Origin of the sequence: Kaustia mangrovi, from assembly GCF_015482775.1 — a bacterium.
GTDB classification, from domain to species: domain Bacteria; phylum Pseudomonadota; class Alphaproteobacteria; order Rhizobiales; family Im1; genus Kaustia; species Kaustia mangrovi.
The window spans coordinates 565,878-579,705 of the sequence record NZ_CP058214.1; the positions used below are offsets into that span (position 1 = coordinate 565,878).

A 13,828-nucleotide genomic window follows, 5' to 3' on the forward strand; every position below is an offset into this window, starting at 1 on the left:
ACTGCCGCGACCAATCACCGGTACCTTGCCGAAGGGATCGCGGGCAAACGCCTTCGCCTCCGCCGGCCCCCACATGGCCTACCGGCTCGTCACGGCCTCGTTCCGGGTCAGCGAAATGACGATCCGGCACACCGCCACCGTTTCGCGCGTATAATGGGATGGCGCTTCCATGACCTGGCGGCAGGTCGTCTTCACCCGAACCTTCTCTCCCCGGCTGAGAAGCGCATAGCGGGTCGCCGCGGTCTCCGGGGTCAGTCCGCCAAGACCGGGTGCGGCGCTGCCGGAGCCGGCATCGCCGGGCGCTCCCGTCCCGGTGCCGGTTCCCGTGCCGTCGCCTGTGCCAACGCTGACACCGAGGGACGAACTGCCGACGCTCGCGCCCACGCTCGCCCCCACGCCCTCGCTGCCGACACTCGCGCCGACACTGGCACCCAATCCTGCGTCGCCGCCGACATTGGCCCCCACGCCCGCACCGATTCCCTCGCTGCCGACGCTGGCGCCCACGCCCGCGCCAATGCCGTTGTCTCCACCCACATTGGCTCCGACATTCGCGCCGAGATTGCCGCCGCTACCGCCGACGCTGGCGCCGACGCCGATCCCGTTGTCGCCGCCGACATTCGCTCCGACGCCGATACCGTCCCCGCCAATGCCGATCCCGATGCCAATGCCGCCGTCGCCGCCAAGACTGGCGCCGAGCTCGGCCGCGTAGGCCGGCGTGCCGGCAAAAAGCGCACAGGCCAATGCGAGGGCCGGCGCGGCGCGCTTCCGCGAGATTTGTGAGCCGCCCATCGTGCTTCTCCCCAGCCAATACTTGAAAAGACAGGACGAGCTGACAATTCTAGGGAAAAACAACATCCAAACAATCTGAATATTCTCAAGATCAATTCGGTAGCGTGGAAATCCGGGAGGCGGATATGAGAAGCGGCCCGGACGACAGGCATCCAGGCCGCATGAATCGGGGAGAAGAGAGCGCGGCCACACCGGGCAGCGATGCGCGCCTATGGACGCCCGCCGCCGCGTCCGCCACCGCGCCCGTTGCCCCGGCCACCACCGGCCGTATCGCCACGACCGACATCGCCGCCGCCGAAACCGCCGCCGCCCGGCGATTCGCCGGCCCCGCCGACACCCTTGTTATTGCCCGGATTTCCTGGTCCGCCGCTGATGCCGGAGGCAGGGCCCGCCGGTGCGGATGCAGGCTCGGCGCGAGCCGGCGACGACGGTGCCGCCCCGGCACGCCGCAGGATGTTGGCACAGCGCGGCGCACCGCCAACGCGGAAGCGCGACACCAGGTTTCTCTGGCCGGTCAGGAACGGAAAGGCCGCCGCCATGGACAGCGATCCAATCACCGGCTTCTCGATCCCCCGGCCCTCCTCCACGAAGCCGCGCCGGGCATCGACCACCGCCATCTCGCAGGGATTGTCGAGCACACGGCATCTCTGGGCCCGGTCGCACACGCGGATTCGGCCCTTCAGGATCATGACGGCCGTCTGGCCGCCGCGTCCGACATACATGTCGAAGGCTGTGCCCTGAATGCCCATGGTCGAGGCGGGACTGCGTATGTGATAGGCTTGGCTCGGGCTCGACCCACTGATGAAACGGAATGCGCCCTTGAGCGCCGTCACCGTCGCCGACTTCACGGTGCCGCGCGGGGTGTAGACGAACTCGTCGAGCACGATCTGTGCCCCCGGCCCCACGACAATCTTGGTTGAATCGAGGAACTCGATCTGGCCCCGGCTCTGCGACCGGGCCCTGATGCGATCCCTGAAATGGACACCGTCCCCGGTCTTCAATCGGACCGCCCCGCCCGACGCGGATCTCACGACGACATTCTCGATCGAGACGGCTCGTCCGATCATTTCCGGTGCCGTCTGCCCGCTCGCTGCGGTCAGAACCAGGGCCGGCATGGCGCAGATGGCTGCGCGAAAGCTCCCCCAACGCATAGCGAACCTCCTGGTTCGCCCCGGTCTTTGTTTTTCCAAAGAACTTTCAGATTATCCTAAATTTCGAAATAACGCATCACCTTTTCTGCTATACTGCCGGTAGTCAAAAAAGCTTCTGCACGCCCCGCCGGTATCGGCATGGAGACTGATGGATAGCCCGCAAGATCCCGCATATACTGTGTCTCCTTGGGTGGAAAACCGGGGAACTGCAAGATGAACCGCGACCGGATCGGGTCCTGCCTCCCGGAAAGACTGCACCCCTTCTCCAGAAACGTGCTCGATCTCTATCTGTCCGGCGCGCTCGACACGGCTGCGTTCCTGCGGTGGTTCCACATGCCGAACAGCACTTACCTGCCGGTCGCCGAATGCATCGTGGCACGGCTCGATCCTGCCTATCGCCCCGGGGCGCCGGACAGGGCGCGCCGCTCGCTCAGGGGCTGACAGGCCCCGCCGGGCCGGGTTGACGCGCGCACGCCCGGCACCGAACATGGCCGGCCAGAGACGGGATGCTCTCGCGAGAAGGGAACGGGGCCATGGATCCATTCATCCGCTGGTACGACGACGCGCTCGATCCGAAGCTGTGCCGGGACATCATCGCCCGGTTCGACGGCGACCGGCGCGTGGTTGTCGGCAAGGTCTCCGGAAATATGGGCCCGGAGGTCGACCTCGCCGGCAAGCAGACCAGCGAGCTGATCCTGCCCGACGACGGCTGGAGCGACGTCAAGCAGGCCCTCCAGGCGAGCCTCGGCCAGTGGCTCGGGCACTATCAGGCGGATGTGAAATTCCTCGCCGGCAGCGACCACAAGGACCTCCATGCCGAGCCCCTGCGCATCAAGAAATACGAGGTCGGCGGCCAGTTCTCCTGGCATATCGACTGCAACTCCTCGCAGAACCAGACCCGCTGCCTGGCTGTCCAGTGGTACTTCAACACGGTGGACAAGGGCGGCCATACCGAGTTCGAGGACCAGGCCATGAGCATCAAGCCCGAGGAGGGCCGCCTCGCCTTCTTTCCCGTGGGCTGGACCTACCGCCACCGCGGCGCACCGCCGGAAAGCGGCCCGAAATATGTCTGCACGACCTTCATCCACCGCAGGTTCTGACCACCCCCCGCAAGACGTCAAGGCGGCTTGCCTCGCCGCCGGCGCATGGGTAGGTTTGAAGCCCGACAGGCACGCGCCTCTTCCCGCACGGCGTGGACGTTCCGTCATGGCGGACGCGACCCCATGCCCACAAATGATCAGAAGCCGGCAATGGATATCAGGAACAGCGTAATCGACGCGATCGGCAACACGCCGCTCATCAAGCTCAAGCAGGCCTCCGAGCTGACCGGATGCACGATCCTCGGCAAGGCGGAGTTCATGAATCCGGGCCAGTCGGTGAAGGACCGCGCGGCCCTGTTCATCATCAAGGACGCGCTGGAGAAGGGCAAGCTCTCGCCCGGCGGCGTGGTGGTGGAAGGCACCGCCGGCAATACCGGCATCGGGCTCGCCATGGTCGACAACGCGCTGGGCTTCCGCACCGTCATCGTGATCCCCGAAACCCAGTCGCAGGAGAAGAAGGACACGCTGCGCCTCATGGGCGCGGAGCTGGTGGAAGTGCCGGCGGTCCCCTACCGGAACCCGAACAACTACGTGAAATATTCCGCCCGCCTCGCCGAGACGATGAATGCGCGCGAGCCGAACGGCGCGATCTGGGCGAACCAGTTCGACAATGTCGCCAACCGGCGCGCCCATTACGAGACGACGGCGGTGGAGATCTGGGAGCAGACCGACGGCAAGGTGGACGGCTTCGTGTCCGCCGTCGGTTCGGGCGGCACGCTCGGCGGCATCAGCGACCGGCTGAAGGAATACAGCAGCGACGTGAAGATCGCGCTCGCCGATCCCATGGGCGCGGCGCTCTACAATTTCTACGCCCATGGCGAGCTGAAGGCGGAAGGCTCCTCCATCACCGAGGGCATCGGCCAGGGCCGCATCACGAAGAACATCGAGGGTGCCGCCGTCGACATGGCCTACCAGATCCCGGATGCCGAGGCGCTGCCGGTGATCTTCGACCTCCTGGTCCATGAGGGCCTGTGCGTCGGCGGCTCGAGCGGCATCAATGTCGCCGGCGCCATCCGGCTCGCGCGCGAGCTGGGGCCCAGCCACACCATCGTGACGCTCCTGTGCGACCATGGCACGCGCTACCAGTCCAAGCTCTTCAACCCGGCCTTCCTGCGCGAGAAGGGCCTGCCCGTACCGGAATGGATGGAACGCGGCCCCACCGGCATCCCGACCGTCTTCGAAGAGGTGGAGGCATGACCGAGCTCGTCTTCCGCGACACTCCCTATGCCCGCGACGTGGAGGCCAAGGTCGTGGGGGTCAACGAGCGCGGCGGCATCGTGCTCGACCGTACGATCTTCTATGCGACGGGTGGTGGCCAGCCCGGCGATTGCGGCCTTCTGGAGGTCGAGGGGCTCGGCACCGTGCCCATTGCCACCACCGTCTATGACGAGGCGCGCGAGATCGTCCATGTACCGGCCGAGGGCGCGGACCTGCCCGAGCCCGGAACGCCCGTGCGCGCGGTGCTCGACTGGGAGCGTCGGCATCGCCACATGCGCATGCATACCTGCCTCCATCTCCTGTGTGCGGTGCTCCCCTTTCCCGTCACCGGCGGCCAGATCGGCGCGGATGCCGCGCGGCTCGACTTCGACATCCAGGATGCGAGCCTTGCCGACAAGGAGGAGCTGACCCGGCAGCTCAACGCGCTCATCGGCGAGGATCATGGCGTGAGCGAACGCTGGATCGCGGACGAGGAGCTCGCCGCCCAGCCCGAGCTCGTGCGCACCATGTCGGTCAAGCCGCCCATGGGCTCCGGCCGCGTACGCCTCGTCGCCATCGGGGAGGCCGGCGCGGTCGACCTCCAGCCCTGCGGCGGCACCCATGTCGCCTCGACGGCGGAGATCGGCACTGTCGTGGTCGCCAAGATCGAGAAGAAGGGGCGCCAGAACCGCCGGGTGCGGGTCGCATTCGCGGATTGACCGGGACGGCGCGGAGGAGAACGGAATGAAGCTTGAGGGATCCTGCCGTTGCGGCGCGGTGCGCTTCTCGCTCAAGGCGTACGCGCCCTGCCCCTATATGCGCTGCTACTGTTCCATCTGCCGCAAGACGGCGGGCGGTGGCGGCTATGCGATCAATCTCGGCGCGAGAGCCGACACGCTGACGGTGGAGGGCGAGGACGCGATCGCCATGTTCCACGCCGTGATCGATGGCGAGGAGAGCCCCGGCGAGCGCCGCTTCTGCCGGCATTGCGGCAGCGCGCTCTGGGTCTCAGATCCGCGCTGGCCGGAGCTCGTCCACCCCTTCGCCTCCGCCATCGACACGCCGCTTCCCACCCCACCGGAGACGGTGCATATCATGCTGGCCCATGCGGCCGACTGGGCGAAGCCCGAACGCGTCGAGGGCGACCGCTATTTTGACGGCTATCCGGACCAGTCCCTTGAGGACTGGCACAGGACCCACGGCCTTCTCGACAACGCTTGACCACCGACCAAGGAGAGAAACGGCGACCATGGCGGCACCCGATCGTGAGGACAATCTGGTCTCCACCGACTGGCTCCAGAGCCATCTGAACGCACCCGATCTCGTGGTGCTCGACGCGTCGTGGCACCTGCCGACGGAAAACCGCGATGCGCGCGCGGACTATCTCGCCGAGCACATTCCGGGCGCCCTGTTCTTCGATATCGACGAGGTCTCCGACAAGGACAATCCGCTGCCCCACATGCTGCCGCCGGCGGAGGCGTTCTCCGCGCGCATGCGGCGGCTCGGCATCGGCGACGGCAAGCGCGTCGTGTGCTACGACAGCAAGGGCATCTATTCGGCCGCGCGCGCCTGGTGGATGTTCAAGGTCTTCGGCCACAACGACGTGGCGGTGCTCGACGGCGGGCTGAAGAAATGGAAGGCGGAGGACCGCCCGCTCGAAGAGGGCGATCCCGCCCCGCGCCAGGAGCGCCACTTCACGGCCCGCTTCCAGTCCATGCTGGTGCGCGACAAGACGGAGGTCGCGCATGCCCTCGAAACGGGGCGCGCGCAGGTCGCCGATGCGCGCTCGCCCTCGCGCTTTTCCGGCAGCGAGCCCGAGCCCCGCGCGGAGCTGCGGTCCGGCCACATGCCCGGCGCCTGCAACGTGCATTACGCAAAGCTTCTCAATGCGGACGGCACAATGAAGAGCGCACAGGACATCCGCGCGGTCTTCGCCGACGCCGGCGTCGATCTCTCCCGTCCGGTCGTCACGAGCTGCGGCTCCGGCGTCACCGCGGCCATCCTCACGCTGGGCCTCGATCTCGCCGGCCATCGCGACAACGCGCTCTATGACGGCTCGTGGGCGGAATGGGGCGCCGATACCGCCCTGCCCGTGACCACGGGAGATTGAGGGGCCCCATGACCCGCACCATCGACACCGTCGTCACCTTCCTGGAGATGACCGAGCAGCCGTCGCTCGTCGACATCCACCCGCCGGTCAACCTGAAGGTCGCGCTGATGCGGGCGGAGGAGATTCCGGTGCACTTCTACCGCTATCTCTACGACACGGTGGGGACGGGCCTTTACTGGATCGACCGCAAGGTGCTGAGCGACGAGGCGCTGGCGAACATCATCCACGACGAGAATGTGGAGGTCTTCGTCGCCTACGGCCACGGCGTGCCGGCCGGCTTCTTCGAGATCGACGCGCGCAAGCCGGAGGAGGTCTGGCTCGCCTATTTCGGCATCGTCCCCGATTTCCAGGGCCAGGGCGTGGGCAAATGGCTTCTGGCGGAGGCGATCGGCACGGCCTGGGCCAAGGGCCCTGAGCGCGTGCGGGTGGAGACCTGCACGCTCGACCATCCCCGCGCCCTCGCGCTCTACCAGCGCATGGGGTTCGTGCCCTATGCCCAGGAGGACAAGACCATGGAGGTGCCGGACACCGCCTGACGCGCGGCCCTCAGAACCGCCCGATCAGCCAGAGGACGAGCGACAGCGCCGCGCTGATCACGAGCGATGAGGCAAGCGGCAGGTAGAGGGTGAAGCCCTCCCTCTCGATCACGATGTCGCCGGGCAGATGCCCCAGGCCGATCCGGGCGAGCAGCGGCCAGAGGAGGCCGGCGGTGACGAGGATCAGCCCGAAGATGATCAGAAGTTTACCCATGATACCCGGAAGATAGGACGCCTCTTAAGCCGATCAAGCCACCCTCCCCGCCCGGCCGCTCGCCGACCGATACCCGCCGACAGAAGAGGACCTGCCCGACCATGCTCGCGCCCGATCTGCGTCCCGAACTGCGATGGCTCTCGAGCGGCTTCCTCCTCACCCTGTGCTCGGGCTTCGGCCAGACCTATTTCATCGCCCTGTTCACCGGCCATCTGAAGGCCGACCTCTCGATGAGCGACGGCGATGTCGGCACGCTCTACATGATCGGCACGCTGGCGAGCGCCGCGCTGCTGACCTGGGCGGGCAAGTTCGCCGACACCGTCTCCATACGCTGGCTCGGCGTCGGGGTCATGGGCGGCCTTGCCGCGACATCCCTGCTCATGGCCTCGGTCGCCTCCGCCTGGACGCTCGCCGTGGCGTTCTTCGGCCTCAGATTCTTTGGCCAGGGCATGCTCACCCATGTGGCCATGACGGCCATGGGCCGCTGGTTCAACCGCAAGCGCGGGCGCGCGGTTTCCATCGCCGCGCTCGGCCTCTCCGCAAGCGAGGCGGCGTTCCCGATCCTCGCGGTCGCGGCCATCGGCCTCGTCGGCTGGCGCCAGACATGGGTTCTCGCCGCCGCTGCCCTCGTCGTGCTCGCCGTGCCCGCACTGATCGCCCTGCTCGGCCATGAGCGCAAGCCCGGGGCGACCCTCCAGCGCACGGGCGAAAGCGACGACGGGACGCCTCCCCGGCACGAATGGACGCGCGGCGAAGTGCTGAAGAGTCCGCTCTTCTACGCCCTGATGCCGGGCATCCTCGCACCGCCCTTCATCCTGACCGCCATCTTCTTCAACCAGGCGGTGATCGTGGAGATCAAGGGCTGGGAGCTGTCGTGGTTCGCGGCGAGCTTCCCGATCCTCGCCGGCGCCAATGTCGTCTCCGCGCTGACCGCGGGCTGGCTTGTGGACCGGATCGGCGCACGCCACCTCCTGCCCGCCCTGCTCGTGCCCCTGGGGCTCTCCGCGCTCGTCCTCGCCTATGCGGCGAACCCCTTCGTGCTGCCCGTGGTCATGGCGCTTGTCGGGCTGGTGCTCGGCAGCGCGGCGACGGTCCAGGGCGCGCTGTGGGCCGAGCTCTACGGCACGCGGCATCTCGGCGCGATCCGGTCCGTCGTCGTCTCCGGCGTGGTCTTCGGCTCCGCCCTGTCGCCGGCGTTGACCGGCATCCTGATCGATGCCGGCGTGGCGCTGGAGACGCAGCTTCTCGCCATGGCGATCTATTCCTTCGCCACAGCAGGCTGGATGGCCCTGCTCGGACCGAGGCTCACCCGGCTGGCGACCGCCTGAGCTCGCCGTCGCGGGCGTTGAGATAGACGAGCACGAGGCCGATGCAGACGATGAAGCGGAAGGCGGCCTGCTGGCCGTTCCAGGTCTGCGACTGCCACATGAGGAACCATTCCGCCCCGACCGTCATGAAGCCGAAGAACCACAGTGCGAAGCCGAGGGTGAGCCCGCAGACCGCAAGCCGCTTGGCCGCGTTGAAGCGGTCGGCATCGCTCCGCGACGCGGCAAGCAGGGCCAGCGCGCCGAGCACGCACAGGCCACCCGTCACCAGCTCGCCAATGATAATCAGCCAATAGGCGGCATGGTGCACCGTCTCGTCGGTGATCGCGCGCCACATCAGGGCATTGTCCGGAAAGGTCGTGTCCATGGACAGGACATGCTGGACGAAGGCGAAATTGGACTCGTAGTCGACAATGTTGTTCGCTCCGACCAGCAGCGCGAACAGGCCGATCAGCAAGACGAGAAGCGCCTTCGAAAGCCGTATCGTCATCCCCTCTCTCCCTCGGTTCGACGATTGGAAAGGGCCGAGATACTAGTCGACCGGCCATCGCAGGAACACCCCACGATGGCCGGAAAAACGGTTCAGTCCCCAACTGTCATGCAAGACTCGCCACCTATCGCGGACGCCCGACAGGCTGCCGGGGGCCATCGCGCGGGGGCAGCTATGAGCCCTAATGCAGGATCTGGCTCAGGAACAGCTTGGTCCGGTCGCTCTTCGGGTTGGTGAAGAACTCTTCCGGCTCGTTCTGCTCGATGATCTGCCCCTCGTCCATAAAGATGACGCGGTTCGCGACCTGTCGGGCAAAGCCCATCTCGTGGGTCACGCAGATCATGGTCATGCCCGACTGGGCGAGATCGACCATCACGTCGAGCACCTCCTTGATCATCTCCGGGTCGAGCGCCGAGGTCGGCTCGTCGAACAGCATGATGCGCGGGTTCATGCACAGCGCCCGCGCGATGGCGACGCGCTGCTGCTGGCCGCCGGAGAGCTGGCCGGGATACTTGTTGGCCTGCTCGGGGATCTTGACCCGCTCCAGATAAGTCATGGCAGCCTCCTCAGCCTCCCTGCGCGGCATCTTGCGCACCCAGATCGGCGCCAGCGTGCAGTTCTGCAGGATGGTGAGATGCGGGAACAGGTTGAAGTGCTGGAACACCATGCCCACTTCGCGCCGGATCTCGTCGATCTTCTTCAAATCGTCGGACAGCTCGATTCCGTCGACGACGATCTGGCCCGCCTGATGCTCCTCCAGCCGGTTGATGCAGCGGATGAGCGTCGACTTGCCCGAGCCGGACGGGCCGCAGATCACGATGCGTTCGCCCTTGTGGACGGTGAGGTTGATATCGCGAAGCACGTGGAAATCGCCGAACCACTTGTTCATGCCCACGATCTGGATGGCGACGTCGTCGGAAACCTGGAAGCCCGACTTGTCGATTGCCGAGCCCGCATCCTTCGCGCTCTCTGCAGCAACATTCGTACTGGCCATTGTTCACATTCCCTTATCGCCGCTCGCCCGCGCTCAGGCGGTGCTCCATGAAGATCGAATAGCGCGACATGCCGAAGCAGAAGATCCAGAACACCGCCGCCGCGAAGGCATAGCCGGTGTGTCCGGTCGTCGGCGTCGACCAGTTCGCGTCGGTGAAGTTGAGCTGGATGATTCCCAGAAGGTCGAAGAGCCCGATGATCAGCACCAGCGTCGTGTCCTTGAACAGGCCGATGAAGGTGTTGACGATGCCCGGAATGACCAGCTTGAGGGCCTGGGGCAGAACGACGAGCCCCATCATCTTCCAGTAGCTGAGCCCCATGGCCTGCGCGCCCTCGTACTGCCCGCGGGGGATGGCCTGCAGCCCGCCGCGCACGACCTCCGCCATATAGGCGGCGGCGAACAGCGTCACGCCGATCAGGCAGCGCAGCAGCTTGTCGAAGGTCACCCCCTCCGGCAGGAAGAGCGGCAGCATCACGCTCGCCATGAACAGCACCGTGATCAGCGGCACGCCGCGCCAGAACTCGATGAACATGATCGAGAACAGGCGCACCACCGGCATTTTCGAGCGCCGCCCGAGAGCGAGCAGGATGCCGATCGGCAGCGAGGCCACGATGCCGGTCACCGCCACGACCAGCGTTACCAGGAGGCCGCCCCACAGCGAGGTCGGCACGGGTGCGAGCCCCCAGTCGACACTGAGCGCGGCGACCAGCGCGACCAGCGCGCCCGAGCCGACGCCCCAGGCAGTGAGCCCCGCCTTGGGGTCTATGATCCCCGCCCATCTGGAGAAGAACAGGACGAGCGCCAGCGCGATCGCGAGGAAAACCGCCAGCGTCACCCAGCCGCCGGCGCCGATGTCGAAATGTCCGCCGGTCAGAAGGATCAGCGTCAACACCGGATAGATGCCGAGCATGAAAATCACATTGGCCGCCTTGAAGGGCACCGACGGGATGAGCAGCGGGATGAGACCCGCGATTCCGACGAAATAGGCGACATTCACCCGCCAGATCTCGGCATCGGGATAGCGCCCATAGACGAACTGCCCGATCTTGGCCCGCACGAAGGCCCAGCAGGCGCCGACCTCGTGGCCGACGGCGCTTGCCAGGCACGCCTCGCGGTCCGACCCCGTCCACACCGCGTCGACGAAGGCCCACTGGATGAGACCCGGCACAACGAGCCAGATAATGTACAGGCCGACAAGCGTAAGGATCGTGTTCCACCAGGAGGAGAACAGAGAGGCACGCATCCAGCCGATCACGCCGACCTGAGAACGCGGCGGCGGCAATGTCGGCGCCATCTCCGTGCGCACGAAAGCGTCGTTGTTGTGTGCATTGGCCATGGTCAGCGCTCCACCAATGCCATCTTGGCATTGTACCAGTTCATGAAGGCCGAGGTCAGAAGCGACAGCGTCAGATAGACGGCCATGGTCATGAGAATGATCTCCACCGCCTGGCCGGTCTGGTTGAGGGTGGTGCCCGCAAAGACCGAGACGAGCTCCGGATAGGCGATGGCGACCGCCAGAGAGGAGTTCTTGGTGAGGTTGAGATACTGGTTGGTGAGCGGTGGAATGATCACGCGCACCGCCTGGGGGACGACCACCAGCCGCAAGGTCGGCCGGGGCCTGAGTCCGAGGGCGGAGGCCGCCTCCGTCTGCCCCTTGCTCACCGCCAGGATGCCGGCGCGCACGATCTCCGCGATGAAGGCCGCCGTATAGATGCTCAATGCCAGCAGCATGGCGACGAACTCCGGAATGACCCGCAGGCCGCCGACGAAGTTGAAGCCCTTGAGCTGGGGATAGTTGAGCGTCACCGGCGATCCGAGCACGAGGAAGGCGGCGACCGGGAGGCCGACGATCAGTCCGAGTCCCGTCAGCAGGACGGGGAATTGCTGCCCCGTGCGGTCCTGGCGGCGCTTCGCCCAGATGCGGATCGCCACCGTGGCGGCGATGCCGATCAGGAACAGCGCCGTGACCACCTGGAAACCGGGCTCGGTCAGCGGGCGCGGCACATAGAGGCCGCGATTGTTGACGAAGAAGGAGTCGAGCACCGTGGCGCTCGCCCGCGGCGACGGCAGGGAGCGCAGGACAGCGAAGTACCAGAAGAAGATCTGCAGAAGCAGCGGAATGTTCCGGAGCACTTCCACATAGACCGCCGCGATCTTCGCGATCAGCCAGTTCTTCGACAGCCTCATGACCCCGACGACGAAGCCGATGATGGTCGCGAGGATGATGCCGAGAAACGAGACCAGGATCGTGTTCAGGAGACCGACGACGAACACCCGCCCGTAACTTGATTCCTCGCTATAGGTGATCAGGCTCTGATTGATGCCGAAGCCGGCCGTTGTGTCCAGAAAGCCGAATCCCGAGGCGATGTTCTGCTGCTCGAGATTCCGCATCGTATTCGAGATGACCTCCCACCCCAGCCAGATCACGGCCGCGATGAGAAGCACCTGGGACAGCAGCGAACGAAACCGCGGATCGTTCCAGATCGACGATTTCTGCTGCCGCACCTCTTGGGTTGCAACACTCATGATTTACTCACCCCTTGAGGAGTCCGTCATTGCGTCCTCCCTCTCCGTGTGCGCTCAGCCCTCACGCGCCAACCGATGCTCTCTTCCCTACGCCACGCCCCGCTGTTCTTTTGTGGTGGCGACCGGGGCCGGAGAGCCTGCCGGAGATAGTCCAAATGTCGAAATAACCATAAAAAAGCCCGGGCGCCGGGTCACGGAGCTTGTCCGCGACACGTGCACCCGGGCTCGTCGTCATGGCCGCACCCGCCGTTAGCGGATCGGGGGGCGTACTGGATGCCGCCCTTGGTCCACAGGGCATTCAGCCCGCGGGCGATGCCAAGCGGCGTATCGGGGCCGACATTGCGGTCGAACATCTCGCCGTAATTGCCGACCATCTTGATAACGTTATAGGCCCAGTTCTTGTCCAGGCCGACGGCCGGGCCGAAATCGCCCTCCACGCCGAGCAGGCGCCGGATCGACGGATTGGTCGACTTCATCGACTCTTCCGCATTCTCCGACGACACGCCGAGCTCCTCGGCATTGACGGCGGCGAACAGCACCCACTTGACGATGTTGAACCACTGGTCGTCGCCCTGGCGAACCACGGGCCCGAGCGGCTCCTTGGAGATGACCTCCGGCAGGACCATGTGGTCTTCCGGATTGGTCAGCTTCAGCCTCTGCGCATAAAGGCCCGACTGGTCGGTCGTATAGACGTCGCAGCGGCCCTCGTCATAGGCGCGCACAACCTCGTCGGCCTTCTCGAAGGCCACGACCTCGTAGGTCATGTTGTTGGCGCGGAAATAGTCGGCGAGGTTCAGCTCGGTGGTGGTGCCGGTATTGGTGCATACCGCCGCGCCGGCAAGTTCCAGCGCGCTGGTCACGCCGAGCGACTTGCGCACCATGAAGCCCTGGCCGTCATAGTAGTTCACGCCGGCGAAGTTGAGACCGAGCGCGGTGTCGCGCTGCATCGTCCAGGTCGTGTTGCGCGACAGGACGTCGATCTCGCCCGACTGCAGGGCGGTAAAGCGCTCCTTCGCCGACAGCGGCGTGTAGTTCACCTTGTCCGGGTCGCCGAAAATGGCCGCGGCGATCGCCCGGCACAGATCGACGTCGATTCCTGTCCAGTTGCCCTTGTCGTCCGGGTTGGAGAAGCCGGGAAGTCCCTGGCTCACCCCACACTGCACATGCCCCTTGCTCTTCACGTCGTCGAGCGTCGCCGCCGACGCGGCAGAGACCGCAGCTACCCCAAACGCTGCACCGAACACGAACGAGAGCAGTTTTCTTTTCATCTCGGATCCTTCTCGCTTTCAGGCAAATCCCCGCGGCCTCCGCGCCGACAAGCCCTGCACCCCTCCATTGTCGCAAGGTCCTGTCCGCCGTCGGCCTCGCACATGGTGCGAGCCGGGATTCGCAGGCG

General features: G+C 65.9%; 16 protein-coding genes. 8 read left to right on the forward strand and 8 right to left on the reverse strand.

All coding sequences use genetic code 11. The features are described from left to right. Positions 1–78: 78 nt before the first annotated feature. Together HW532_RS02655 and HW532_RS22330 are read right to left on the reverse strand one after the other, a co-directional pair. Positions 79–789, reverse strand: coding sequence for a hypothetical protein (locus HW532_RS02655; protein ID WP_213162936.1), 711 nt, complete (start codon positions 787–789; stop codon positions 79–81). A gap of 209 nt (positions 790–998) precedes the next feature. Further along, positions 999–1,940, reverse strand: coding sequence for a FecR family protein (locus tag HW532_RS22330; RefSeq protein WP_213162937.1), 942 nt, complete (start codon positions 1,938–1,940; stop codon positions 999–1,001). A 213-nt stretch (positions 1,941–2,153) separates the two neighbouring features. Between HW532_RS22330 and HW532_RS02665 the strand changes: the two genes are divergently transcribed. The 7 genes from HW532_RS02665 (at position 2,154) to HW532_RS02695 (ending at position 6,883) form a co-directional block, all read left to right on the forward strand. After that, positions 2,154–2,381, forward strand: a complete 228-nt coding sequence (locus HW532_RS02665; RefSeq protein ID WP_213162938.1) for a hypothetical protein — start codon at positions 2,154–2,156, stop codon at positions 2,379–2,381. A gap of 92 nt (positions 2,382–2,473) precedes the next feature. Continuing rightward, entirely contained in the window at positions 2,474–3,040 is a 567-nt protein-coding gene (locus HW532_RS02670) for a 2OG-Fe(II) oxygenase (RefSeq protein WP_213162939.1), read from the forward strand. A gap of 150 nt (positions 3,041–3,190) precedes the next feature. Continuing rightward, positions 3,191–4,237, forward strand: coding sequence for a cysteine synthase A (locus HW532_RS02675; RefSeq protein WP_213162940.1), 1,047 nt, complete (start codon positions 3,191–3,193; stop codon positions 4,235–4,237). After that, complete coding sequence (locus tag HW532_RS02680; protein ID WP_213162941.1) at positions 4,234–4,956, forward strand: alanyl-tRNA editing protein; 723 nt, start codon at positions 4,234–4,236, stop codon at positions 4,954–4,956. The genes HW532_RS02675 and HW532_RS02680 overlap by 4 nt, the downstream gene beginning before the upstream one ends. Before the next feature lie 25 nt (positions 4,957–4,981). After that, complete coding sequence (locus HW532_RS02685; RefSeq protein ID WP_213162942.1) at positions 4,982–5,458, forward strand: GFA family protein; 477 nt, start codon at positions 4,982–4,984, stop codon at positions 5,456–5,458. A gap of 28 nt (positions 5,459–5,486) precedes the next feature. Continuing rightward, on the forward strand, positions 5,487–6,347 hold the full coding sequence (gene sseA / locus HW532_RS02690; RefSeq protein WP_213162943.1) for a 3-mercaptopyruvate sulfurtransferase: 861 nt from the start codon (positions 5,487–5,489) through the stop codon (positions 6,345–6,347). Positions 6,348–6,355: 8 nt separating this feature from the next. Continuing rightward, positions 6,356–6,883, forward strand: coding sequence for a GNAT family N-acetyltransferase (locus HW532_RS02695; RefSeq protein ID WP_213162944.1), 528 nt, complete (start codon positions 6,356–6,358; stop codon positions 6,881–6,883). Positions 6,884–6,893: 10 nt separating this feature from the next. Here HW532_RS02695 and HW532_RS02700 read toward each other — a convergent pair whose 3' ends face one another. Continuing rightward, complete coding sequence (locus HW532_RS02700) at positions 6,894–7,097, reverse strand: DUF2905 domain-containing protein (RefSeq protein WP_213162945.1); 204 nt, start codon at positions 7,095–7,097, stop codon at positions 6,894–6,896. A gap of 101 nt (positions 7,098–7,198) precedes the next feature. Between HW532_RS02700 and HW532_RS02705 the strand changes: the two genes are divergently transcribed. Beyond that, entirely contained in the window at positions 7,199–8,425 is a 1,227-nt protein-coding gene (locus HW532_RS02705) for an MFS transporter (protein ID WP_213162946.1), read from the forward strand. Here the strand turns inward: HW532_RS02705 and HW532_RS02710 are convergent. The 5 genes from HW532_RS02710 to HW532_RS02730 form a co-directional block, all read right to left on the reverse strand. After that, entirely contained in the window at positions 8,403–8,912 is a 510-nt protein-coding gene (locus HW532_RS02710; protein WP_213162947.1) for a DUF2165 family protein, read from the reverse strand. The genes HW532_RS02705 and HW532_RS02710 overlap by 23 nt on opposite strands. Before the next feature lie 181 nt (positions 8,913–9,093). Beyond that, positions 9,094–9,906, reverse strand: coding sequence for an amino acid ABC transporter ATP-binding protein (locus HW532_RS02715; protein ID WP_213162948.1), 813 nt, complete (start codon positions 9,904–9,906; stop codon positions 9,094–9,096). 13 nt (positions 9,907–9,919) lie between these two features. Continuing rightward, positions 9,920–11,242 (reverse strand): amino acid ABC transporter permease, encoded by a 1,323-nt coding sequence (locus HW532_RS02720; RefSeq protein ID WP_213162949.1) that lies wholly within the window; start codon positions 11,240–11,242, stop codon positions 9,920–9,922. 2 nt (positions 11,243–11,244) lie between these two features. Next, positions 11,245–12,432, reverse strand: a complete 1,188-nt coding sequence (locus tag HW532_RS02725; protein WP_213162950.1) for an amino acid ABC transporter permease — start codon at positions 12,430–12,432, stop codon at positions 11,245–11,247. A 191-nt stretch (positions 12,433–12,623) separates the two neighbouring features. Further along, positions 12,624–13,700 (reverse strand): amino acid ABC transporter substrate-binding protein, encoded by a 1,077-nt coding sequence (locus HW532_RS02730; RefSeq protein WP_213162951.1) that lies wholly within the window; start codon positions 13,698–13,700, stop codon positions 12,624–12,626. Between the last annotated feature and the right edge of the window lie 128 nt (positions 13,701–13,828).

Bases quoted from the DNA above. Each gene is read 5' to 3' on its own strand.
- HW532_RS02665 (WP_213162938.1), top strand. From the start codon at position 2,154: ATGAACCGCGACCGGATCGGGTCCTGCCTCCCGGAAAGACTGCACCCC.
- HW532_RS02670 (WP_213162939.1), top strand. From the start codon at position 2,474: ATGGATCCATTCATCCGCTGGTACGACGACGCGCTCGATCCGAAGCTG.
- HW532_RS02725 (WP_213162950.1), bottom strand. From the start codon at position 12,432: ATGAGTGTTGCAACCCAAGAGGTGCGGCAGCAGAAATCGTCGATCTGG.
- HW532_RS02675 (WP_213162940.1), top strand. From the start codon at position 3,191: ATGGATATCAGGAACAGCGTAATCGACGCGATCGGCAACACGCCGCTC.
- sseA (WP_213162943.1), top strand. From the start codon at position 5,487: ATGGCGGCACCCGATCGTGAGGACAATCTGGTCTCCACCGACTGGCTC.
- HW532_RS02715 (WP_213162948.1), bottom strand. From the start codon at position 9,906: ATGGCCAGTACGAATGTTGCTGCAGAGAGCGCGAAGGATGCGGGCTCG.
- HW532_RS02680 (WP_213162941.1), top strand. From the start codon at position 4,234: ATGACCGAGCTCGTCTTCCGCGACACTCCCTATGCCCGCGACGTGGAG.
- HW532_RS02700 (WP_213162945.1), bottom strand. From the start codon at position 7,097: ATGGGTAAACTTCTGATCATCTTCGGGCTGATCCTCGTCACCGCCGGC.
- HW532_RS02695 (WP_213162944.1), top strand. From the start codon at position 6,356: ATGACCCGCACCATCGACACCGTCGTCACCTTCCTGGAGATGACCGAG.
- HW532_RS22330 (WP_213162937.1), bottom strand. From the start codon at position 1,940: ATGCGTTGGGGGAGCTTTCGCGCAGCCATCTGCGCCATGCCGGCCCTG.
- HW532_RS02710 (WP_213162947.1), bottom strand. From the start codon at position 8,912: ATGACGATACGGCTTTCGAAGGCGCTTCTCGTCTTGCTGATCGGCCTG.
- HW532_RS02730 (WP_213162951.1), bottom strand. From the start codon at position 13,700: ATGAAAAGAAAACTGCTCTCGTTCGTGTTCGGTGCAGCGTTTGGGGTA.
- HW532_RS02685 (WP_213162942.1), top strand. From the start codon at position 4,982: ATGAAGCTTGAGGGATCCTGCCGTTGCGGCGCGGTGCGCTTCTCGCTC.
- HW532_RS02705 (WP_213162946.1), top strand. From the start codon at position 7,199: ATGCTCGCGCCCGATCTGCGTCCCGAACTGCGATGGCTCTCGAGCGGC.
- HW532_RS02655 (WP_213162936.1), bottom strand. From the start codon at position 789: ATGGGCGGCTCACAAATCTCGCGGAAGCGCGCCGCGCCGGCCCTCGCA.
- HW532_RS02720 (WP_213162949.1), bottom strand. From the start codon at position 11,242: ATGGCCAATGCACACAACAACGACGCTTTCGTGCGCACGGAGATGGCG.